Origin of the sequence: Streptomyces sp. P17, assembly GCF_032436805.1 — a bacterium.
GTDB lineage: Bacteria > Actinomycetota > Actinomycetes > Streptomycetales > Streptomycetaceae > Streptomyces.
The window spans coordinates 91,659-112,497 of the sequence record NZ_JAVRBF010000013.1; the positions used below are offsets into that span (position 1 = coordinate 91,659).

Genomic DNA, 20,839 nt, shown 5'->3' on the forward strand with positions numbered 1-20,839 from the left:
CGTGCGGACGGGCGGGGTCGGGAGGTGCTCCCCGGCCCCGTTTCGCCTGTTCGGGCTCGGTAGGCTGCGCGCATGATCTCCGCAAGTCAGCAGCAGGAGCGGTTCGTTGAGGCCGTCGGCTGTTTCGTGGCGGCGGTGCGCGAGCAGGAACCCGACCGGTCGGAAGCCGCGTTCCACGAGATGTACCGGAACTTCCAGGACGCGGGACCGCAGGAGGCCGCCCAGGCCGCCCCCCGCCTTGCCGCGCTGCTGCCCGAGGTGCCCCCGGGACCCCGCGGCACCATAGCCGTGATCGTCGGCGCCTGCGTGGAGCGCGGTGCCGACCCGGGGCCCTGCGCGCCGTACATCTTCGTGGAGCTGGCCGAGACCCTGGCCGCCGTGGGGGAGTTCTGCGAGCGCTGGGCGGAGACCGGCGGCGGGGACTTCCCCGATCCGGAGCCCGGCGAGGCGGATGAGGCGATCTTCGAACGCGTAGGACCGGAGGCGGCACTGGCCTGGCTGTCGATGCCCCAGTGGGAGATGGCGTCCCTCGCCATGCTCAACCACCCCACCGTGCGCACCGCGCTGGACGGTTCGCTGCGCGCCCGGCTGCTGCGGGCGGTGCGGGCCGTGGCGGAGGCGTCGGGCCACGAATTCAAGTGCCTGACGTACGCCCTGCTCGTCCTCGACGACGAGCCGCTGGTCGTGCTGCACCGCCCCACCGGCACCGGCACCGGCACCGGCTACCGGATGCGGATGAGCGGGATCGGCGACAACTTCCAGCTGCACACCCTGCTCGCGGACCTCCTCGTCGGCGGCGGCCATGTGCCCGGCCGGGCGCCGTCCCCGCAGGAGGCGGCGGTGTGCCGGGACGCGCCGGGGCAGGTGCACACCGTGGGGTCGTTCAACCTGGTCACGCCCAGCGGGGATTGGGTGTGGAACGAAGGCACGCCCACCGACATACCGGTCGTCGACGGTGTACGCCTGCTCGTCCTCGACCCGCCGCCCTACGAGCGCAGCTGGCCCGCGGGCCGGTTCTTCCCCCACATGACGGGGGACCTCGTCCTGGAGCGGGTTCTCGACGCCGCGGAGACGCGCTACTGGCTGGACGGCTGCGCACCACCCAAGTGACGGTGCCCGGACCGTTCAACAGCCCCACATCCGTACTCCTGACGATGGTCACGCGGAGGACGCCCGGCGTCGGAAGAACTGTTCCGGCCGCTCAACCGTCCCCGGCCGTGACCAGGAGTCAGCCATGAACGGCGTTTCCACGCTCGACCGCCCCCCGCAGCCGGCGGCCCCCACCCGCTACACCGTCAGCGTCGCCCGCACCGAGGACGACGTACGGGCCGCCCAGCGGCTGCGGCACGATGTGTTCGCCGGGGAGATGGGCGCGCTGCTGTCCACCCCGCAGCCGGGGCACGACATCGACGCCTTCGACGCGTACTGCGACCACCTGCTGGTCCGTGACACGTTCACCGACCAGGTCGTCGGCACCTACCGGCTGCTGCCCCCGGACCGCGCCGCGGTCGCCGGGCGGCTCTACTCGGAGGGCGAGTTCGACCTCGCCCCCCTCGACCCGATCCGCCCCGGCCTGGTCGAGGTCGGCCGCTCCTGCGTCCACCCCGACCACCGGGACGGCGCGGTCATCGGCCTGATCTGGGCCGGCATCGCGCGGTACATGGTCGCGGGCGGCCACGAGTGGCTGGCCGGCTGCTGCTCCATCCCCCTCGCCGACGGCGGCGCCCTCGCCGCCGGCACCTGGGACCGGGTACGGGAGAAGCACCTGGCGCCCGAGGAGTACCGGGTCCGGCCGCTGCTGCCCTGGAACCCGGAGGGCGTGGCCCGGCCCGAGGGACGCACCGAACTGCCCCCGCTGCTGCGCGGCTACCTCCGCCTCGGCGCCTGGGTCTGCGCGGAGCCCGCACACGACGCGGACTTCGGGGTCGCCGACCTGTACGTCCTGCTGTCGATGCGCCGGGTCAACGCGCGCTATCTGAAGCACTTCCTCTCGCTCGTCCCGGCCTGATGAACATGCTGCGTACGGTGCCGGTGGGCGTCCGGGTCCTGACCCCGCGGCGCGAGCGCCGGGCGGCCACGGAGCCCCGTCCGGTCATCCCCACCAGCGCCTGGCTGCCCACGGCGCCCTGCTCCCCGCAGGTCTGCGTCGCCTCCGCCCGCTCCCTGGCGGACATACCGCGCGCGGTGCTGCGGCTCGCGGCGCTGCTGGTCACGCTGCTGGTGGGTGTCGCGCTGCTGCCGGTGTTCGGGGTCGTCCCCGCGTCCCGGCGGGACACGCTGATCCGCGGGTGGAGCCGGGCCGTGATCCGGGCCTCCGGGGTGCGGCTACGCATCACAGGCGCGGCGCCGCCCACCGGTGGTCTGCTCCTGGTCGCCAACCACGTCTCGTGGCTGGACATCCCGCTGCTCGCCGCCGTACGCCCGGCCCGGATGCTCGCCAAGGCGGAGATCCGGCAGTGGCCGGTGGCGGGCGGGCTCACCGCCGCCAGCGGCGCCCTGTTCATCGAGCGGGACCGGCTGCGGGCGCTGCCGCCGACGGTCGCCCGGATCGCCGAGACCCTGCGCTCCGGCGCCGCGGTCGTCGCCTTCCCGGAGGGCAGCACCTGGTGCGGCCGGGCGCAGGGCCCCTTCCGCCGGGCGGTGTTCCAGGCCGCGCTGGACGCGGGCGTGGCGGTCCAGCCGGTGCGCCTGCACTACCGGTTCGAGGGCGGTCCGGCGAGCACCGCGCCCGCCTTCGTCGGGGAGGACTCCCTGCTCTCCTCGCTGTGGCGGGTGGTCACGGCACGACGCCTGGTCGCCGAGGCCGAGGTACGGCCGCACATCCCGGCGGGCGCCCATCCCGACCGCCGGGCGCTGGCACGGGCGGCCCAGCCGGATCCGACGGGAGGGGAACTGGCATGGGCGCACGCCGCCTTGGCGGCGGAACAGTCGCGTGTGCCGAGGGGGCGTGCGGGACGGTAGGAATGAGCGGCATGCCTGGCGACGGCACGGGCCGGGCACGCCGCTGGTCGCCCAGTGGTGGCCTGGAGCGGACGGAGTCAGCGGCTGGCCGCGAGTGCCGCGAGGACGGCCTGGGTGAGGCGGGTGACGTAGGCGTCGTCGGTGGGGCCGCCCACCGCCAGCATCCTGAAGTAGAGCGGGGCGCCGAAGAGGTCGACGGCCAGGGCCATGTCGATGTCGGCGGGCAGTTCGCCGCGGTCCACCGCCTGGCGCAGCAGGTCCGCCACCGCCGCGCGCCGGGGAGCGAGGACCGCCTCATGGAGCGCGTCGCGCAGGGACGGGTTGCGGGCGGACTCGGCCACCAGGTCGGGGATGATCCGGCCGACGAGCGGGTGGTGGAGGTCGGCCATGGTGTCCCGGACGAAGCGTTCGACGTCGTCGTGGAGGGAACCGGAGCCGGCCGTCTCGGGAAGGTGTGCCGCGGCGGCCTCGGAGACCAGCTCCACCACCATGGCCTCCTTGGCGGGCCAGCGGCGGTAGAGGGCCGCTTTGCCGACGCGGGCCCGGCGGGTGACGGCCTCCATCGACATCCGGGCGTACCCGGTCTCGGCCAGCTCCTCGAACACGGCTCGCCTGATCGTCTCGGTCACGGACTCCCGCAGCACCGCCGAGCCCGTGGGCCCGCGGTCGAACGCACTCCGGCTGGTCGACTCCACTGCGGGAGATTAACACCGGACGGAACGGTTGCGTTCCGTCCGGGCCAGGAGTACGGTCCCGCCGTGACGGAACGGCCCTGTTCCGTTCCGTAGGAGGAAAGGGGGCCCGATGAGGTTCCTCTTCGACGACACGGCGTTCTCCTTCCAGGCACTGCGCACGGCCGGGCATGCCGCGTACGGCGGCGCGGATCTGGGTGAGGTCCTGGCCACCTGCCGGCACATCCCCGACGGTGACGAGGAGGCCTGGTGCGGCGCGTGGACAGCCGTCGCCGAACGCCTGCACCGCATCGGTGACGAGGCGCTCGGCGCGGGCCACCGGGTCAGCGCCCGCGAGGCCTGCCTGCGGGCCTCGAACTACTACCGGACCGCGGACTTCTTCCGCGTCGAGGACCGGGAGTCCGACGCCGAGTCGGACCGTCTCGCCGGCAACTCACGGCAGACGTTCGCCCGGGCGGCCGAGCTGTTCGACACACCCGTGCTGCCCTTGGAGATCCCTTACGAGGACACCACCCTGCCGGGGTACCTGTTCCTCGCGGACGGCACGGGCAGTCCGCTGCCCACCGTCATCCACCACGGTGGCTACGACTCGACCCTGGAAGAGCTCTACTTCATGGTGGGCGGCGGGGCGCTGCGCCGCGGTTACCACGTGCTCGCCTTCGAAGGACCTGGCCAGCAGTCCGTCCGGCGGGAGCAGGGACTGATCTTCCGCCCGGACTGGGAACACGTGGTCGCGCCGGTCGTGGACCACGCCCTGTCCCGTCCGGATGTGGACCCTGGGAAGCTGGTGCTCTTCGGCACCGGCTTCGGCGGACTGCTGGCCGCCCGGGCCGCCGCCTTCGAGGACCGGATCGCCGCGTGCGTCCTGCACAACGGCATCTACGACTTCTGCGAACTCCCGCTGCGGGCCATCCCGCCCTTCCTCGGCGAGTGGGTGACGGACGGCCGGGACGACGTGGCAGGGCCCGCGCTCGCCGTCAGCATGGCCCAGAGCACCCGGGTGCGCTGGTTCCTGCGGCACGGCATGTGGGTCTTCGGAACCAAGACAGCGGCGGAGGCGCTGCGCGCCTGCGCGCCGTACAACCTCGACCACGTCGCCGAGCACATCACCTGCGCCACGCTCGTCCTCGACGCCGAGAACGACGTGATCTGCTGCGGCGAGGCCCAGCGGGTGCACGACGCGCTGCGCTGCGAGAAGGACCTGATGGTGTTCACCGCCGACGAAGGGGCCGGCGAACACTGCCAGGAAGGCGCGGCGCTCCGCTTTCACCAGCGGGTCTTCGACTGGCTCGACGAACGGCTGGGCCGCTGATGACCCTGGAGGCCGAAAGCCGGCCGGCCGAGGCGGACGGTACCCGGCGCCGGGCCCGCGCCGTCCTGGCCGTGCTGGCGCTCTTCATCGTGATCAACGCCGCCGACAAGGCCGTACTCGGTCTGACGGCGGGCCCCATCAAGGACGAACTCGGTCTGACGGCCACCGAGTTCGGGACCATCGCCAGCAGCTTCTATCTGCTGTTCAGTCTTTCCGCCGTCTCGGTCGGCTTTCTCGGCGACCGCATCCGCCCCCGGCCCCTGCTCGCCGTGCTCGCCCTGGTCTGGGCGGCGGCGCAACTGCCGGTCCTCCTCCCCGCCGCCGGGTTCGGCGCGCTCGTCGCGACCCGGGTGATGTTGGGCGCGGGTGAGGGGCCGGGCTATCCGCTGGCCAACTACACCGCCTTCACCTGGTACCCGGAGAAGCGGCGCGCGCTGCCCTCGGCCGTCGTGGTCGCGGGCGGCGCGGGCGGCAGCGTCCTGGCCGCCCCGCTGGTCATCCTGGTCAGTGAAACCCTCGGCTGGCGGGCCGCGTTCGGCCTGCTCGGAGCGGCGGGCCTGCTCTGGACCGCGCTGTGGCTACGGCTGGGCGGCGGGGGCCCGTACACCGCCCGTCTCGGTCCCGGGGACGAGCCGTCAGGAGCGGCCCACGACACGGTGCCCTTCTGGCGCGTCGTCACCACCGGTACCTGGCTGGGCGCCACCCTCTCCACCTTCGCGGTCATGTGGACGCTCGCGCTCGGGTTCGCCTGGGTGCCGCTGTACCTGGAGGAGCAGGCCGGGTTCAGCGACGCGGAGATCAGCGGGATCGTCGGCCTGCCCGCGCTGTCGATGGCCGTGCTGGTGCTCACCGCCGGGGCTGTCGCGCACCGGTTGCTGCGACGCGGGGTGAGTGCCCGCCTCGCCCAGGGACTGCTGGGCGCGCTGCTGCCGCTGCTCGCCGGGGTGTGCATGCTCGGCATGACCCGGGCCGCCCCCGCCGTCCTGCTGCTGGCACTGCTGGTGGTGGCGTTCTCCGCGGGCAACGGCCAGACCCCGCTGACCAACGCGGCGATCGCGGACATCTGCCCGCCGGGCCGGCGCAGCGCGGCCCTCGGACTTTCGTACGCGCTCGCCGCCCTCTCCAGCCTGGTCGCCCCCTATGCCACCGGGCGGATCATCGACGCGGCGCCCACCGAGGCCATCGGCTACGGCCGGGCCTTCGACCTGGCCGCCTGGCTGCTGATCACCGGGGCCGCGCTCTCGGTGCTCCTGATCCGGCCCGACCGGGACGCCCGGGTCCTGCTCGGGCACAGCGCCCCGAAGCCGACCGCGTCCGCCGCGAACGCAGAGCCCTCAGCGAAGGAGTGACCCCCGATGCCCGTAGACATCGCCGTCGTCCAGGGGGCACGTACCCCGATCGGCCGGTACAACGGCGCGTTGCGCTTCATCCCCGCCCACCGCCTCGGCGCCCTCGTGATCCAGGAGACGGTCGTCCGCGGCGGGACCGAACTCGCCGCCGTGGACGAGGTCGTCCTGGGCTGTGTGGGCCAGGTCGGCCCCGATGCCTTCAACGCCCGGCGCGCGGCCCTGGCCGCCGGGCTGCCCGTGCGGACCACCGCGTACAACGTCAACCGACTGTGCGGATCCGGTCTCCAGGCCGTCTGGTCGGCCGCGCAGAGCCTCACGCTCGGCGAGGCGGACCTCGTCGTGGCCGGCGGCAACGAGTCGATGACCCGTCAGCCCCTGCTCGACTACAGCGAGCGCGCCCCCGACGAAGTGCCCGGAGCGTCCACCGTCGACGGCACCCTGTCCCTGGTCACCGACCCCTTCGGGCACTACCCGATGGGCATGACGGGCGAAGTGGTGGCGGGCCGGTACGGCATCTCCCGGCAGCGCCAGGACCGGTGGGCCGCCGAGAGCCAGCGCCGGGCCGAAGTCGCCGTCCACGAGGGGCGGTTCCTGGACCAGATCATCCCGGTCGAGACCCCGGACGGCATCGTCGGGCGGGACGAACACCCCCGGCCCGGCACGACCGCGGAGAAACTGGCGGGCCTGCCCGCCGTGTTCACGCAGAACGGCACGATCACCGCCGGGAACTCGGCCGGCATCAACGACGGCGCCGCCGCTGTGCTCCTGATGCGCAGGGCCGACCTCGCCCCCGGGACCACGCCGCTGTGCCGGCTGCGGGACACGGTGGTCACCGCTCTCGAACCGGAGATCATGGGCGTCGCCCCCGCCGAGGCGATCCGCGCCCTGCTGCAGCGCAGCGATCTCACCCTCGACGACATCGACGTGATCGAGCTCAACGAGGCGTTCGCGGCCCAGGTCCTCGCCGTCATGGACGGTCTCAAGCTCGATCCGGACCGGGTCAACCCGAACGGCGGCGCGATCGCCCTCGGCCATCCCGTCGGCGCCACCGGAGCGGTGCTGCTGCTCAAGGCGGCGCACGAACTGCGCCGCACCGGTGGCCGGTTCGCCGTGATCGCCCTGTGCATCGGCGGCGGCCAGGGCATCGCCGCACTGATCGAGAACCCGGGCGCCGTCCGGTGAGCGCCCACGCCTGGTACCCGGCCCGCGAGCACACCGAGCACAGCAACATCGCGGCCTTCTGCCGCGAGCACGGCGTCGACGGCGGCTACCGCGCCCTGCAGGCCAGGTCCGTCGCCGACCCCGAATGGTTCTGGGAGCGGGCCGTACGGGACATCGGCATCGTCTGGCACGAGCCGCCCAGGCGCGTCCGCGACGACACGGGAGGCATCGCGTTCACCCGCTGGTTCCCGGGCGGGCGCACCAACCTCGTGGACTCCTGCCTCGACCGTCACGTGCGGCAGGGGCGCGGCGGCGCCCCCGCCCTGCGCTGGGAACGGGAGGACGGCACGCGCGGAGCGCTCACGTACAAGGAGGCGGCCACGCACAGCGCCCGGGTGGCGGGCGGGCTGCGCGAACTCGGGGTCACCGTCGGGGACCGGGTGGCCGCGTATCTGCCGCCGGGGCCCGAGGCCTTCGTCCTGCTGTTCGCGTGCGCGCGCATCGGCGCGGTCCTGGTCCCGCTGTTCTCCGGTTTCGGAGCCGAGGCGATCGCGGTGCGGCTCGCCGACGCCGAGCCCCGGGTCCTGGTCACGGCGGCAGCCTCCGTCCGGCACGGACGCCGGTACGACATGGAGAGCGCCGCCCGCAAGGCGCTGGAGCAGGTCTCCTGCGTACGGCATCTCGTGGTCCTGCCGGAGCAGCCGGGCGCCTCGCCCCTCTGGGCTGCCGCCGAGCCCACCGGAACCGTCTCGCTCGCCGCCGACACCCCCTTCCTCCTGCTGCACACCTCCGGCACAACCGGCAGGCCCAAGGGCGCCGTCCACACCCACGGCGGCTTCCCGGCACAGGTGGGCAGTGAGACGCGGTACAACCTGGACCTGCGGCCGGACGATGTCGTCTTCTGGGTGACCGACCCCGGCTGGATCATGTTCCCGCTCATCGCCGTCGGCGCCACCCTCGCCGGTGCCTGCGTCCTGACGTACGAGGGCGCGATAGACCATCCGGACGCCACCCGCCTGTGGCGGCTGCTCGACGACCACGAGGTCACCGTGTTCGGCAGCTCGCCCAGCCTGTCCCGCATGCTGATGGCCCGTGACCTGCCGCATCCGCAGGCACCCGGCCGGCTGCGGATCCTCGGATCCACCGGGGAGCCGTGGACCGAGGAGGCGTGGCACTGGTACTTCGCCGAGTTCGGCGGCAAACGCTGCCCGGTGATCAACATCTGTGGCGGCACCGAGGTCGGCGGCTCCCTGCTCGCCTCCGCGCCCACCCTGCCCCAGTCGCCCTGCGGCTTCGCGGGCCCCTGCCTGGGCATCGACGCGGCCGTCGAGGACGCCTCGGGCGCCGAGGTGCCCGAGGGGCAGATCGGCGAGCTGGTCGTGCGGCAGTCGTGGCCCGGCATGACGCTGGGGCTGTGGCGGTCACGCCAACGGTTCGCCCAGGCCTACTTCGGCCGCAGGCAGGGGCGTTGGTCGCACGGGGACCTCGTCTCCCGCAGCGGCGAGGAGTGGTTCGTGCACGGCCGGCTCGACGACGTCATCAAGGTGGCCGGCAAACGCCTCGGCCCCGCCGAGGTGGAGGAGGCGGTCCTCGGTGACCCGGCCGTCCAGGAGGCGGCCGCGGTCGGCATACCGCACCCCGTCAAGGGCGAGGCCCTGTGGTGCTTCGCGGTCCCCGCTGCCGAGGTGCCGCTCGGCGCACCCGAGTGCGAGCGGATCCGCGCACGGGTCGCAGACGCCCTCGGCTCCGCGTTCCGGCCCAGCCGGGTGCTCGCCGTGCCCGAGCTGCCCAGGACCCGCAACGGCAAGGTGATGCGGCGCCTGATCCGCGACGTGGTCACCGGCGAGGAGCCCGGCGACCTGTCCACCCTCGTCAACCCCGAGAGCCTCGACGCCCTGCGTACGGCCGTACAGCAGGACACCTGATGACGGGCAACCCGCCCCTGGACCAAGGGAGTTCCATGCCGACCGTCGACATCCTCCTGCCCGGCTTCGCCCTCGATACCGATCAGGGCTATCCCGCCTTCTGCGGAGTCTTCCTGGTGCGTGGCCCGGATGCCGCCGGACGGCCCCGGAACATCCTCGTCGACGCCGCCCACGTCGGGCGCCGCCCCTTCCTGTGGACCGCGCTCGCCGAGCACGGCCTGTCCGCCGCCGACATCGACACCGTCGTCCTCACCCACGCCCACTGGGACCACGTACAGAACATCGACCTGTTCCCTTCGGCGACCCTGGTCCTCCACCCCGACGAGCGCCGCTATGCCCACACCCCGCACGCCAACGACTGGGCCACGCCCGCCTGGACGGGGCTGCTGCTCGAACAGCTCCCCGTCCGCGAGGTGGTGGACGGGGAGGAGCTCATCCCCGGCGTCGCCGTCCTCGGCCTGCCCGGACACTCGCCCGGCAGCATCGGCCTGGTCGTGGACACCGAGGCGGGGCGCGCCACGATCACCGGCGACGCCCTGCACTTCGCGTACGTCGCCACCACCGGGCGCAACCCCCTCGTCTTCTGGGACGCCGACCAGGCCGAGCACAGCATCGGGCGGATCCTGGACGCGTCCGACGTGATCTACCCGGGCCACGACCGCCCGTTCCGGCTCGCCCCGGACGGCGCCATCGACTACCTGGCGCCCTTCGCGCTCACCCTGACCGGGATAGGGCCCGACACGACGGGGCTCGCCTTCGCCGACTCCTCGGCGCGGCCGTCGTGGGTCATGCCGGGCATCCAGGAACAGCGCGCGCTGTACGAGAAGAACGCCGACGACAGCCGGCGCCGGATCAGCCGGGTGCCGAGGGTGGTCCGGCCGGTTCCGGCTCCCCGAGCAGCCGGGCCAGGGAGCGGTTGAGCCGGGCGAAGAACGGACCGGGCTCCTCGCGCGGAAAGAAGTGACCGCCGGGGACGAGGGACATACGGAAGTCGCGTACGTACCGCTCCCACGCGCGCACCCTCGCCGGGTCCACCAACGGGTCGTCGACGCCTGCGAAGGCCTCGACGGCCAGGGGCAGCCGGGCCCGTTCGTCGTCCGGGTCCGGCAGCCCCGCCCGGGCATGGCTCGCGCAGACGCGCAAGTCGTCCCGGACGATGGGCAACAGCACCCGCAGCCAGTCCTCGCGCTCCAGGAACTGCGGGTCCATGCCGCCGAAGTCGACCAGCAGACGGGCCAGTTCCCGGTCCTCGTACCGGTCGGGCAGCGGCAGCGTGGGCGTCAGATGCGGGGCCGCGTACGCGCCGAGGAACAGCGCCTCCGGCCCCCGGCCTCCCTGGCGCAGCCGGGCCGCGGACAGGGCGACGGCCACCAGGGCGCCCATGCTGTGGCCGTACGCGGCCCAGGGGCGCTCGTCGAGGCAGGGGGCGAGATCCCGCCCGAGCGTCTCGACGAGCTCCCCGGCGTCCTGGAAGCGGCGTTCCCGGTAGCGCGCCTCGCGCCCGGGCAGCTGGACCGGCAGGACGTCGACGCCGGCCGGGACTCGGGCGGCCCAGGAGCTGAAGAACGAGGCCCCGCCGCCCGCGTGATGGAAGCAGAACAGCCGGAGCCGGGCGTCCGTACGGGGCGCCCGGCTGAGGCAGGACACGGCCGCGGTGGTCATGCGGGGGCTCCGGCCGACGTACCGTTCAGGCGGCGGCGGGCGCGCAGGACGCGGGCTCGGGCCGAGGCCGCCCTGCGCACCGCGCCCGCTGTGCCCGCCATCCGCAGCGCCTGCGCCAGCAGCCACAGCCGGGTCTCCGCGGCCTGTTCGGGCCGGCCGCCGAGCGTGTCGTTCTCGACCAGCCGCAGGCGTGGCACGGTCCGTTCGAGCAGCTGGGCGTCGGAGTAGGGCACGAGCTCGTCGTCGCGGCCGGCCACGCAGGCGACCGGGATGCGCAGGTGGGTCAGCCGTTCCTCGTCCATGCCCCAGTCGGCCAGCTCGGCCGGGAGCCGGTCCACCGGCGTGCGCATCACGTGGGACAGGGTGAGGTTCACCAGGCGCGGCAGCGGTGTGTGGTCCGCGGCCCGGACGAAGAAGTCCCGTACCGGCGCCCCGACGGTGGCCAGGCCCCGGATGCGGTCGTCCTCCAGTGCGTGACGCAGGGCCAGATGGCCGCCGAAGCCGAGGCCGACGACGCAGGTGCGGGAGGTGTCGGCGGCGCGGCCGAGCAGATCGAGGAGGTAGGTGAGCATGCGCACGCTGTCCGTTCCGTAGGTGAGGGAGTTCTCGCCGGCCCCCGGCAGCTCGGTGACCACGACGGCCGCGCCGAGCCGGTCGGACTCGGCGAGCACAGGGGCCCACTGCTCCTTGATGCCGGCGATACCGCCGACGACGAGGATCAGCGGGAGCCTGTTGCGGATGGACAGGCCGGTGGCCCAGCAGCCGAATCCCGTGTCCGCGTAGGGCAGATCGAGCCGGGAGATGCCGCGGACGCGTTTGCGCCAGCGGTCGAAGGCCGCCACACAGGCCTGCTGGGCGGCGAGCCGGTCCGGGCCGTCGGCGTACGGGAAGCGGGCCATCGCGTAGTAGCGGACCGCGTCCAGGTCGCGGCCGCGGGTCTCGGCCGCCATCGCGAGGGACGACCACGTGTGGGTCCAGGCGCCCTCGTCCTCTTTCTCGTCGAGGCTTTGCATGACGCGGTGGATGACATCGCCGGGGATGCCCTGGGCGTACGCGTGCGGGAGGGCGAACCGGCGCAGCTCCGCTGTGGGGATCATCGGGCGGCTCCTTTCTCTTCCGGGGTGCGTGCCGGGACATCGGGCATGGCGGGGGGTGTCGGCGCGCCGCCGGGGACGAGCCGGGCGAGGCCGGTTCGTATCCGCCTGCCGAGGCCGGGGGACCAGACCACGTCCAGTTGGGTGTCGAGGAACAGGGCGTGGAAGTGCAGGCAGGCTTCGGGTTCTTGGGGTGCGGGAGCGGTCATCGGTCCGTCACCACCTGGTGCATCTGCCGGAACGTCCTGGCCTGCAGCAGATCGGCCACCGGGATCCGCCCCCCGACGACGCCCTCCACCACGGTCACCAGACGCAGCAGCAGTACGGAGTCCCAGTCGGGGAAGTCGTCCAGGGGCCGGTCGAGGTCCTCCTCCTCCAGGTACAGGCCTAGTTCCTCCTCCAGGAGCGTGCGGAATTCCGTCGTGTCGGCGAGGGTGGTGGTCATGTGCGGTCTCCGTCGTCGGGCCCGAACGCGGCACGCAGCCGCAGATGAGCGGGGGCGGGGGCGATGTCGCCGAGGTCGTGCCGGAAGAAGACGGCGTCGGGATCGTCCGGGTCGGTGCCGATGGGGGTGAAGCCCTGGTCGGCGTAGAACGCGGCGAAGGCGGTGTTGCGCGGCGACGGCAGATAGCGGCCGGCCACGGCCTGCGCCGCGGTGTCGCGGGCGAACTCCAGCACCGCGGCCACGCAGGCGCTCTCGATGCCCCGGGCGAACACGCGGCAGCTCAGGGCGAAGTTGTCGATGCGCAGCAGCTGCTCGTCGCGGCGCAGGAACAGCACGCCGACCAGTCCGTGGTCGCCGAAGCGGTCACGCGCGTGCACCGCGATCACGTGACGTCCCGGCTGCCGCGTCCGGTCGGCCACCTGCGGGACGTCGAGTCGTTCGGTGGCCAGGTGGAACTGGTTTGTGCGCAGGGTGAGTTGAGAGACGCGGGCCAGCTCCGGCTCGTCCGGGGGGCGGAGGGTGACCTCAAGACCGAGCCCGTTGAGATAGTCCTGGTAGGAGGCGACGTCCTCGCGGAACTCCTGCCGCCGTGCCTCGGTGCGGTAGCGGTCGGCCCGTTCCAGGTCGGCCTCGGTGAGTTCGAACAGGTCGAACCAGCCGTCGGCCAGCAGCGCGGACGGGTGCAGGGCGGGTTCGTCGTCGACGCGGACCACGGCGACCTCGGGCAACTGCTCGCCGATCAGCCCGCATTCGAAGAGGCTGTCGTCGGCGAAGACGAAGCTGTCCAGGCCGAGTCCGAGCCGTTCGGCGATGTCCCGGAGATTGTCGTGCTTGGCCTTCCAGTTGGCGCCCACGTGGACGAAGTCGTCCTCGCGCAGCAGCATCGCCGGATGCGTTCGCAGCGCCTGGCTCACGGCGTCCGCGTCGTTCTTGCTGCTGATCGCGAGCAGCACCCCCTGGGAGCCGAGCTGCCGGATGACCCGTTGAAACTCCACGAAGGCCTCGCCGCGCAGCCCCGCCCCGAGCTCGATACCGCCGGGCCCGTCCTCGCCGAGCACCCCGCCCCACAGCGTCCCGTCCAGGTCCAGCACCAGGACCTTGCGGGTGCGGCCCAGGCGGGCGCGGACGATGTGCGCGGCCTCCCGGGCGTAGGCGGCCAGCAGCGCTTCGGACAGCCGGGCCCGGGCGTACTGGGCGGCGCGCGGCTCACCCGCGGGCACGCCCTCGCCGATCAGCGGATCGAGGTCCACGACGACCACGCCCGGGTGTTCGGCGGCGAGCGACAGCAGCCCGCTGTTGAACTCCCGCCACACCGCGCCGAGCCGGGCGCGGCAGCGCAGATCGACCAGCTGGTGGGTCAGACGGCGGTGCAGCGGGACCGTGTTGAGCACGAGCAGTCCGCGACCGGCCTGCTGATGGGCGCGTACGGCGGCGGAGACCAGAGCGAGTCTGCTGCGCGCCGCGTCCTCGACGTCCTCGGCCCGCCAGGGCACGGTGAGATCGCCGAGGACCGTGTGCGCGTCGAGCAGACACAGCGTCAGGTCCGCGTCCTGCGCCGTGTCGGCCGGCCGCATCAGGTCCTGCAGATACGACCCGTACGGCGAGACCTTCGCGTCCAGCAGCAGCCCGTGGCGGGCCAGTTCGGCGGTGAGCGGTCCCACCACCGGTGCCACCGTGGACTCGCCGGTCACGGCCACGGAGACCACCGCCGCGTCAGGGACGTTGCGGCGCACCTCCTCCAGGTCGAGCCGGGCCAGCAACTGGCCCGCGGCCGGGAGATCGGCCCGGGGCATACGGGACAGCAGCGCCCGCACCGAGCCGTACTCCGCGGCCAGCTTCCCGGCGCGGTACAGCCCGCGCAGGGTGGCCAGGGCCCCCTGGTCGTGCCAGCCGGCCGTGGGTGCCGGACTCGGGATCCGTTCCTGGGCCTGGGTCATGAGCGCTCCAGCGCGATGCCGGACTTGATCCACTTGCTGGACTCGACGGCCACCGCGACGGCGCGTCCGGGCCCGTCCCACTGCTCCAGGAGCTCGGCGAGCTGCAGGAAGGGCAGGGCGTTGCCGTTGTTGCCGACGGTGCGCACCACGTTGATCCGGCGGGCGCCCGGGGCGGGCATGGCCGCCGAGATACGGTCGCTCATCCGGCCGGAGAGCTGCGGGGGCAACAGGAAGTCCACCTGGTCGGCGCCCCAGCCCAGATCGCCGAGGAGTTCCCAGAACATCTGCTGGGCCAGGGACGGCACCGTCTCCTCGATCGCCTTGTAGTCCTCCGAGACCGCCGGACGGTCGCTGTGCCGGTCGCCGAGTCCGAACCAGTCGATGATCTGGCCGGGTTCCCGGCCCAGGCCCACCAGCCGGTTGAGGACCTGACGGATGGCGATCCCCGGGCCCAGCGGTTCGGTGCTGATGACGGCCGCGCCGGCGCCGTCGCCGAAGAGGGCGTAGTTGACGAGCTCGGCGGAGGTGCGGGTACCGGGGTCGAAGTCCCGCTCCAGGTGCTTGGCGCACACGTCGCCGCCGATCACCAGCACGGTGGCGCAGCGCCCGGCCAGCAGCAGGGTGCGGGCCACGTCGAGGGCCTGTACGGCACCGGCACAGCCGGACTGGAGCTGATAGGTGGGGACGTTGTCGATGCCGAGCCGGTCCGCGACCAGGTTCACGGTGGCGGGCATCAGATGGTCCGGGGTCGCGGTGCCCATGACGACGCAGTCGATGTCGCGCGGATCGAGGCCTGCCTGCGCCAGCGCCCGGTCGGCGGCGGTCGCCGCGATGTCGGCCAGGCTGTGCCGGACCTGACCGGTCGCCAGGTCGACGGCGAAGTACCGGCTGGTGTTGCCGATGAACATCTCGGCCCAGGTCTCGTCGACGCCGACGAGCTTGGCCAGGGTCGCGTTGTCCACGGGTTCCCCGGGCAGGCAGGTGCCGACCGAGGCCAGGTGTGCGGTGGGAGCGGTCATCGGCCGGTTCCTTCCGGGGTCAGGGTCACGGCGGCGTCGGCGAGGCCGCGGCCTTGCAGATAGCGGACGAGGTCGCCGACGGTGCGCATGCTCTCCAGCAGTTCCTCGACCGGGAGCGTGCCGAGCTGTGGCAGCTCCCTCTCGATGCGGGTCTTCAGCTCCACGGCCTGGATCGAGTCGAAGCCCAGGTCCTCGTGGAGCCGGGTGGTGTCGTGCACCAGGTCCGGGTCGTGTCCGCCGACCCGGCACACCAGACGGCGGGCCAGCGCGGCGAGGGAGTCCGGCAGGTCCTCCGCCGGGGTCGGCGGACACGATTCCCCGCGGCCCGTGAGGGGCGGTGCCGCGGCGTCCGCGCCGGTGGGGGGCACGGACGGTTCCGGGTGGATGGGGGCGGAGCCGGAGCGCCAGGCGCGGAACGACTCGTCGAACAGATAGGGCGGCAGCCGTCGGGGCAGCCGGTCCGACTCGGTGTACAGCACGTCCCAGTCGGGTGTCAGGCCCGCGCACCACAGCTCGCCGAACAGCTGCTGGGGCCGGTGGCCGGGGGCCTGCTCGCCCGGGTGCGCGGCGTGCAGGTTCGCCGTGGAGCCGTCGGCCGACCGCAGCCGGGCCAGCAGCGGAGTGAGCACCGCGGCCGGGCCGATCTCCACCACGTGGGTGACGTCGGTGGCGAGCAGGGCGCGGGCGGCCTCGGCGAACCGCACCGGTGCGGTGATCTGCCGTGCCCAGTACCCGGCGTCCAGGGTTTCCTCGTCGGTCAGCTGCCGGCCGTGCACCGTCGAGAAGAACGCAAGGTTCGGGCGCGGGTCGGAGACGTCCGCGCAGGCGCGGCGGAACTCCTCGACCACGGGCAGCATCAGCGGCGAGTGGAAGGCGTGGGAGACCGCGAGCGGCCGGGCCGCCACCTTGCGTTCGGTCAACTCCTCGGTGAGCGTGGCGAGTTCGCCGAGGTCTCCGGCGACCACCGTGCGGCGGGGGCCGTTGACGGCGGCCAGGCCGAGCCGCTGCCGCCCCGCCAGCAGCGGCTCGACCTCCGCGGCGTCCAGGGCCACCGCGAGCATTCCGCCGTCCTCGGGCAGTGTCTCCATCAGCTCCCCGCGCCGGGCGACCAGCCGGGCGGCGTCCGCCGGGTCGAGCGCCCCGGCCACGCAGGCGGCGGCGAACTCGCCGATGCTGTGCCCGATGACGTACGCAGGCACGATCCCGGCCTCGGTCAGGGTGGCGGCCATCGCGTACCCGACCGCGAACAGCGCGGGCTGGGTCAGGCGCGGGCGGTGGATCTCCGGGTCGCCGTCGAGGATCAGGTCGCGCACGGACTGCCCGGTGTGCGGGGCGAGCAGCTTGTCCACCTCGTCGAAGTGCCGTGCGTAGGCGGGGCACGACCGGTACCAGGAAGCGGCCATCCCAGGGTGCTGTGCGCCCTGCCCGGTGAAGGCGAACGCCACGGAGGGGGCCGCACCGCGCCTGACCTCCGTCCCCTCGCCGTGTTCGGCGGCCTCGCGCAGCCCCGCCACCAGAGTGGGCAGGTCGGTGGCGGCGACGGCCACCCGTTGCGGAAGCCGGGACTTGACCCGGTTGCTGCTCCAGCACAGCTGCGCCAGCTGATCGCCGGGACGGCGGGACAGCGCGTCGGCCTGGGCCAGCAGATTGGCGCGCAGCCGCTCCGCGCTGCGGGCGGAGACGGTGAACACGCCCGGTGCCCCGGGGCGGGTCCGGTGCACGACCCGGGGTGCGGAGGCCAGCACCGCGTGGGCGTTGCTGCCGCCCATCCCGAAACTGCTCACCGCGGCGTGCACCGTGCCGGAGGGCAGCCTGAGCGGCGACTTCAGCAGGGACAGCCGCTGTCCGGACAGGTTCAGCCGGGGGTTCTCGTCGTGGGCGTACCTGCTCGGCGGCACCGTGCGGTGGTGCAGCGCGAGGACGGCCTTGATGAGCCCGGCGATGCCCGCCGCGCCCTCGGCGTGCCCGAAGTTGCTCTTCACGGAACCCAGCGCCACGCTGCCGCCGCTGCGGCCACTGGTGAGCCGGCCGAGCGCCTGCGCCTCGATGAAGTCGCCGAGCAGGGTGCCGGTGCCGTGCGCCTCGACGAACCCGATGTCGTCGGCGGTGATCCCGGCCCGCTGCCACACGGACTCGATCAGCTGCTCCTGCGCCCAGCGGTTGGGCGCGGTGATGCCGTTGCTACGGCCGTCCTGGTTGCTGCCGGTCTCCTTCAGGACGGCGTACACCGGCTGACGGTCCGCCAGGGCGTCGCTCAGCCGGCGCAGCATCAGCACCGCCACCCCTTCGGCCCGCCCGATCCCGTCCGCCTGGGCGCTGAACGGCTTGCACCGGCCGTCGGGCGCCGAGAGGCCGGCCTGGGTGTAGAAGATGTTGATGACCGGCGTCATGATCAGGTTGGTGCCGCCCACCAGGGCGTGGTCGCACTCGCCCCAGCGCAGCGAGTTCATGGCGAGGTGGACGGCGACGAGCGAGGAGGAGCAGGCCGTGTCCACGGCCAGGCTGGGGCCCTTGAGGTCGAGGTGGTACGAGACGCGGTTCGCGCCCATGAAGTAGCCGTTGCCGGAGCCGTGGCGGGCGGTGATCCGGTCGTAGTCCTTGAGGGCCAGAAACGCCCACTCGTTGGCCATCACTCCGACGAACACGCCGGTCGCCGTGCCGGCCAGGTCCTGGGGCGCGATCGCGGCGTCCTCGATGGCCCGCCAGGAGCACTGCAGCAGCAGCCGCTGCTGCGGGTCCATCGCGGCGGCCTCGCGCGGTGCGATCCCGAAGAAGACGGGATCGAAGGCGTCGGGGTCGCGGATGAACCCGCCGCGCACGGTGTTGCTGCGGCCGGGCGGCCGGGCCTCGTGGGCGCTGTCCGGGGCGGACGGGGGAACGGCGTGATAGCGCTCGGCGTCCCAGCGCTGCTCGGGCACCCGGCCCGTGCCGTCGCGTCCGTCCATGAGGAGCGCCCAGTACTCCTGGGCGTCACGGGCGCCGGGGAAACGGCAGTCGAGACCGACGACCGCGATGGGCTCGCGCACGCTCATGACCGGTCCTTGCCGTCCGTCGCCCGGTCGGCCAGGAGTTCGGCGAGATGGGAGGCGATCGCGTGGACGGTCGGGAAGTCGTACGCGATCGTGGGGGAGACCGCGATCCGGAACTCCTCCTCGATCTCGCCGCAGATGCTGATCGCCGCGACGGAGTCGATGCCGTAGTCGGCGAGCGGGGTGTCCGGGTCGATGTCCTCGGCGGGCTTGCGCAGATGGAAGGCGACCCGCTCGGTCAGCCACGGAACGAGGCCGGGTGCCTTCCCGCGGGGCGAGGGCTCGGCGTGACGGGCGTCGCGGGTTTCGGGGGCGATGCTCATGGTGTTTCTCTCTCTCCGGAGCTCGGGCCTTCGGATCTCAACGGCGGGTGGCGGCGGGCTCGGGTGCCGCGGCCGTGGGGGTGACCAGGGCGGCGACCGCGGGCTGCAGGCGCTGGTGCAGCGCCGGCAGGCTGCCGTCGAGGAAGAGCCGCCGCATGAGGGTGCGCTGCGTCTTGCCGCTGGTGGTCTTGCGGATCGCGCCGGGTCGCACCAGCACCACGCTCACGGCGGGCAGCTGGAACTGACGGCTGATCAGGGACTGGACGGAGGCGCCGAGTTGGGGAAGGTCCAGGTCCTCGGGGGCCCGCCCTCGCAGCTCCTGCACCACGACCACGTGCGAGCGCTCGGACGCCTCGTCGGTGACGGTGAACACCGCGCCGCCGCCGCGCCGGTACGCCTCCCCGGACTCCTGTACGGCCTGCTCGATGTCCTGTGGGTAGAGGTTGCGGCCGTGCTGGATCAGCATTTCCTTGATCCGCCCGGTGACGTAGAGCTCCTCGTCGAGCAGGGCGCCTAGATCGCCGGTGCGGAACCAGCCCGCGCGGCCGTCCGCCGTTTCCGCCCGGAAGGTCTCGGCGGTCATCTCCTTGCGGTTCCAGTAGCCGCCTGCCACCGAGGGGCCGCGCAGCCAGATCTCGCCGACCCGGCCGCCGGGCAGTACCCGCAGGGTCACCGGGTCCACGATGAGCACCTCGGTGTCCTTCGGACGGCCGCAGCCGACCAGAGTGCGGGCGGGCCGGTCGCTGCGGGCGGGCCGCAGTTCGTCCTGCTCCAGGGCGCGGGCGTCCACGGTGAGTTCGAGGTGGGCGGCCTCGGTGTCCCCGCTGGAGACCAGCAGGGTGTTCTCGGCCAGGCCGTAGCAGGGCAGGAGGGCCCCTGGGCGCAGCCCGTTGGCGGCGAAGCGGCTCGCGAAGGCGCGCAGGGTCTCGGCGCGTACCGGCTCGGCTCCGTTGAGGGCGACCCGCAGGCTGGACAGGTCCAGGTCCGCGGACTGTTCCTCGGTGACGCGGCGGGTGCACAGCTCGTAGCCGAAGTTGGGGGAGGCGGTGCCCTCGACCCGGTAGTCGTGGATCATGCGCAGCCAGCGGTGCGGCTGCTTGATGAAGGCGATCGGTGACATCTGCACGCTGGTGCCGCCCATCCACAGCGGGTGCAGGGTCATGCCGATGAGCCCCATGTCGTGGTAGAGCGGCAGCCAACTGCCGGCCACCACACCCTCCGGGGTCACCATGGCGGTGCGGATGGCGTCCTCGTTGGCGGCGAGGTTGGCGTGCGTGACCATGACGCCCTTCGGCTCGCTGGTGGAGCCGGAGCTGTACTGGAGGAAGGCCACATCCGTGTCGCGCACGCGGGGCGGGGACCACAGGTCCGGGTCGGCCGACTCGTCGTCGTCCCCGCCGGTCGCCATGCACAGCACATCCTGCTCTCCCGCGGCGACCAGCCAGGCCCCGATGGCCTGCCGGTACTCCGGGAGCGTCAGCACCGCACCCACCTTGGCGTCCCGCAGGATGCCGTGGACCCGGGCGAGCCGTTCGCCCGGCTCGTCGGGCAGCGGCGCGGGGATGGCGGTACGGCCCGCGTAGAAGCAGCCCAGGAAGGCCGTGACGAAGTCCAGGGTCGGCGGGTAGAGCAGCAGGACCGGACGCGAGGGGTCTTTGGACGCGTGCTGCAGTCGGGTTGCCACCAGGCGGGCCCGGCGGTCCAGTTCGGCGTAGCTGAGCTGCTCGGGCCGCATGACCGGCCCGTCCTCGTGCAGGTACACGAACGCGGCACGCTCGGGGTGGCGGTCCACGCCGGTGCGTACGGCGTCCGTCAACGTCCGGTGCTGAAGCTGGTGTGGCACGGGCTGTCCTCTCCCAGGGCGATCCTTGCGACGGCACCGAGTGCCATCGGTGCCCTCAGCCTTGAGGTGCCGTGAAAAGGCGGCGTA

18 protein-coding genes are annotated in these 20,839 nt (G+C 73.2%); 8 read left to right on the top strand and 10 right to left on the bottom strand.

Annotated features, from left to right (window positions below):
- Window positions 1–72 precede the first annotated feature (72 nt).
- The 3 genes from RMT89_RS11090 to RMT89_RS11100 all read left to right on the top strand — a co-directional run bounded on the left by RMT89_RS11090 (window position 73) and on the right by RMT89_RS11100 (window position 2,961).
- The gene (locus RMT89_RS11090; protein WP_315883650.1) at window positions 73–1,110 is read left to right on the top strand and encodes a hypothetical protein; all 1,038 of its coding nucleotides are present in this window, start codon (window positions 73–75) and stop codon (window positions 1,108–1,110) included.
- A gap of 124 nt (window positions 1,111–1,234) precedes the next feature.
- Entirely contained in the window at window positions 1,235–2,008 is a 774-nt protein-coding gene (locus RMT89_RS11095; protein WP_315883651.1) for a GNAT family N-acyltransferase, read from the top strand.
- Window positions 2,008–2,961, top strand: a complete 954-nt coding sequence (locus tag RMT89_RS11100) for a lysophospholipid acyltransferase family protein (protein WP_315883652.1) — start codon at window positions 2,008–2,010, stop codon at window positions 2,959–2,961. The genes RMT89_RS11095 and RMT89_RS11100 overlap by 1 nt, the downstream gene beginning before the upstream one ends.
- Before the next feature lie 77 nt (window positions 2,962–3,038).
- Here RMT89_RS11100 and RMT89_RS11105 read toward each other — a convergent pair whose 3' ends face one another.
- Window positions 3,039–3,656 carry a TetR/AcrR family transcriptional regulator gene (locus RMT89_RS11105; protein ID WP_315883653.1) on the bottom strand — a complete coding sequence of 206 codons (618 nt, stop codon included), beginning with the start codon at window positions 3,654–3,656 and terminating at the stop codon, window positions 3,039–3,041.
- 109 nt (window positions 3,657–3,765) lie between these two features.
- On the opposite strand from RMT89_RS11105, the gene RMT89_RS11110 reads away from it, so the two are divergent.
- From RMT89_RS11110 to RMT89_RS11130, 5 genes are read left to right on the top strand one after another with little or no spacing between them, the layout of a single operon-like run.
- Window positions 3,766–4,965 (top strand): alpha/beta fold hydrolase, encoded by a 1,200-nt coding sequence (locus tag RMT89_RS11110; RefSeq protein WP_315883654.1) that lies wholly within the window; start codon window positions 3,766–3,768, stop codon window positions 4,963–4,965.
- Window positions 4,965–6,314: an MFS transporter gene (locus RMT89_RS11115; protein WP_315883655.1), complete on the top strand. Its 1,350-nt coding sequence runs from the start codon at window positions 4,965–4,967 to the stop codon at window positions 6,312–6,314. Before RMT89_RS11110 ends, RMT89_RS11115 begins: the two co-directional genes overlap by 1 nt.
- 6 nt (window positions 6,315–6,320) lie before the next feature.
- Window positions 6,321–7,496 (top strand): thiolase family protein, encoded by a 1,176-nt coding sequence (locus tag RMT89_RS11120; RefSeq protein WP_315883656.1) that lies wholly within the window; start codon window positions 6,321–6,323, stop codon window positions 7,494–7,496.
- Window positions 7,493–9,400 carry an AMP-binding protein gene (locus tag RMT89_RS11125; protein WP_315883657.1) on the top strand — a complete coding sequence of 636 codons (1,908 nt, stop codon included), beginning with the start codon at window positions 7,493–7,495 and terminating at the stop codon, window positions 9,398–9,400. The genes RMT89_RS11120 and RMT89_RS11125 overlap by 4 nt, the downstream gene beginning before the upstream one ends.
- Window positions 9,400–10,320 carry an MBL fold metallo-hydrolase gene (locus RMT89_RS11130; protein WP_315883658.1) on the top strand — a complete coding sequence of 307 codons (921 nt, stop codon included), beginning with the start codon at window positions 9,400–9,402 and terminating at the stop codon, window positions 10,318–10,320. Before RMT89_RS11125 ends, RMT89_RS11130 begins: the two co-directional genes overlap by 1 nt.
- On the opposite strand, the gene RMT89_RS11135 is transcribed toward RMT89_RS11130, so the two are convergent.
- Genes RMT89_RS11135 through RMT89_RS11175 form a run of 9 tightly spaced genes read right to left on the bottom strand, consistent with a single transcriptional unit; the run spans window position 10,253 to window position 20,752 of the window.
- Window positions 10,253–11,062 (bottom strand): thioesterase domain-containing protein, encoded by an 810-nt coding sequence (locus RMT89_RS11135; RefSeq protein WP_315883659.1) that lies wholly within the window; start codon window positions 11,060–11,062, stop codon window positions 10,253–10,255. The genes RMT89_RS11130 and RMT89_RS11135 overlap by 68 nt on opposite strands.
- Window positions 11,059–12,159 carry an alpha/beta fold hydrolase gene (locus tag RMT89_RS11140; protein WP_315883660.1) on the bottom strand — a complete coding sequence of 367 codons (1,101 nt, stop codon included), beginning with the start codon at window positions 12,157–12,159 and terminating at the stop codon, window positions 11,059–11,061. Before RMT89_RS11140 ends, RMT89_RS11135 begins: the two co-directional genes overlap by 4 nt.
- Window positions 12,156–12,365: a hypothetical protein gene (locus tag RMT89_RS11145; protein WP_315883661.1), complete on the bottom strand. Its 210-nt coding sequence runs from the start codon at window positions 12,363–12,365 to the stop codon at window positions 12,156–12,158. The genes RMT89_RS11140 and RMT89_RS11145 overlap by 4 nt, the downstream gene beginning before the upstream one ends.
- On the bottom strand, window positions 12,362–12,601 hold the full coding sequence (locus RMT89_RS11150) for a phosphopantetheine-binding protein (RefSeq protein ID WP_315883662.1): 240 nt from the start codon (window positions 12,599–12,601) through the stop codon (window positions 12,362–12,364). The genes RMT89_RS11145 and RMT89_RS11150 overlap by 4 nt, the downstream gene beginning before the upstream one ends.
- The gene (locus RMT89_RS11155) at window positions 12,598–14,538 is read right to left on the bottom strand and encodes an HAD-IIIC family phosphatase (protein ID WP_315883663.1); all 1,941 of its coding nucleotides are present in this window, start codon (window positions 14,536–14,538) and stop codon (window positions 12,598–12,600) included. The genes RMT89_RS11150 and RMT89_RS11155 overlap by 4 nt, the downstream gene beginning before the upstream one ends.
- Complete coding sequence (locus tag RMT89_RS11160; protein ID WP_315883664.1) at window positions 14,535–15,557, bottom strand: 3-oxoacyl-ACP synthase III family protein; 1,023 nt, start codon at window positions 15,555–15,557, stop codon at window positions 14,535–14,537. The genes RMT89_RS11155 and RMT89_RS11160 overlap by 4 nt, the downstream gene beginning before the upstream one ends.
- A complete protein-coding gene (locus RMT89_RS11165) occupies window positions 15,554–18,589 on the bottom strand; it encodes a beta-ketoacyl synthase N-terminal-like domain-containing protein (protein ID WP_315883665.1) in 3,036 nt (1,011 codons plus the stop codon). The genes RMT89_RS11160 and RMT89_RS11165 overlap by 4 nt, the downstream gene beginning before the upstream one ends.
- Window positions 18,586–18,909: an acyl carrier protein gene (locus tag RMT89_RS11170; protein WP_315883666.1), complete on the bottom strand. Its 324-nt coding sequence runs from the start codon at window positions 18,907–18,909 to the stop codon at window positions 18,586–18,588. The genes RMT89_RS11165 and RMT89_RS11170 overlap by 4 nt, the downstream gene beginning before the upstream one ends.
- A 37-nt stretch (window positions 18,910–18,946) precedes the next feature.
- Window positions 18,947–20,752 carry a fatty acyl-AMP ligase gene (locus RMT89_RS11175; RefSeq protein WP_315883667.1) on the bottom strand — a complete coding sequence of 602 codons (1,806 nt, stop codon included), beginning with the start codon at window positions 20,750–20,752 and terminating at the stop codon, window positions 18,947–18,949.
- Window positions 20,753–20,839: the final 87 nt, after the last annotated feature.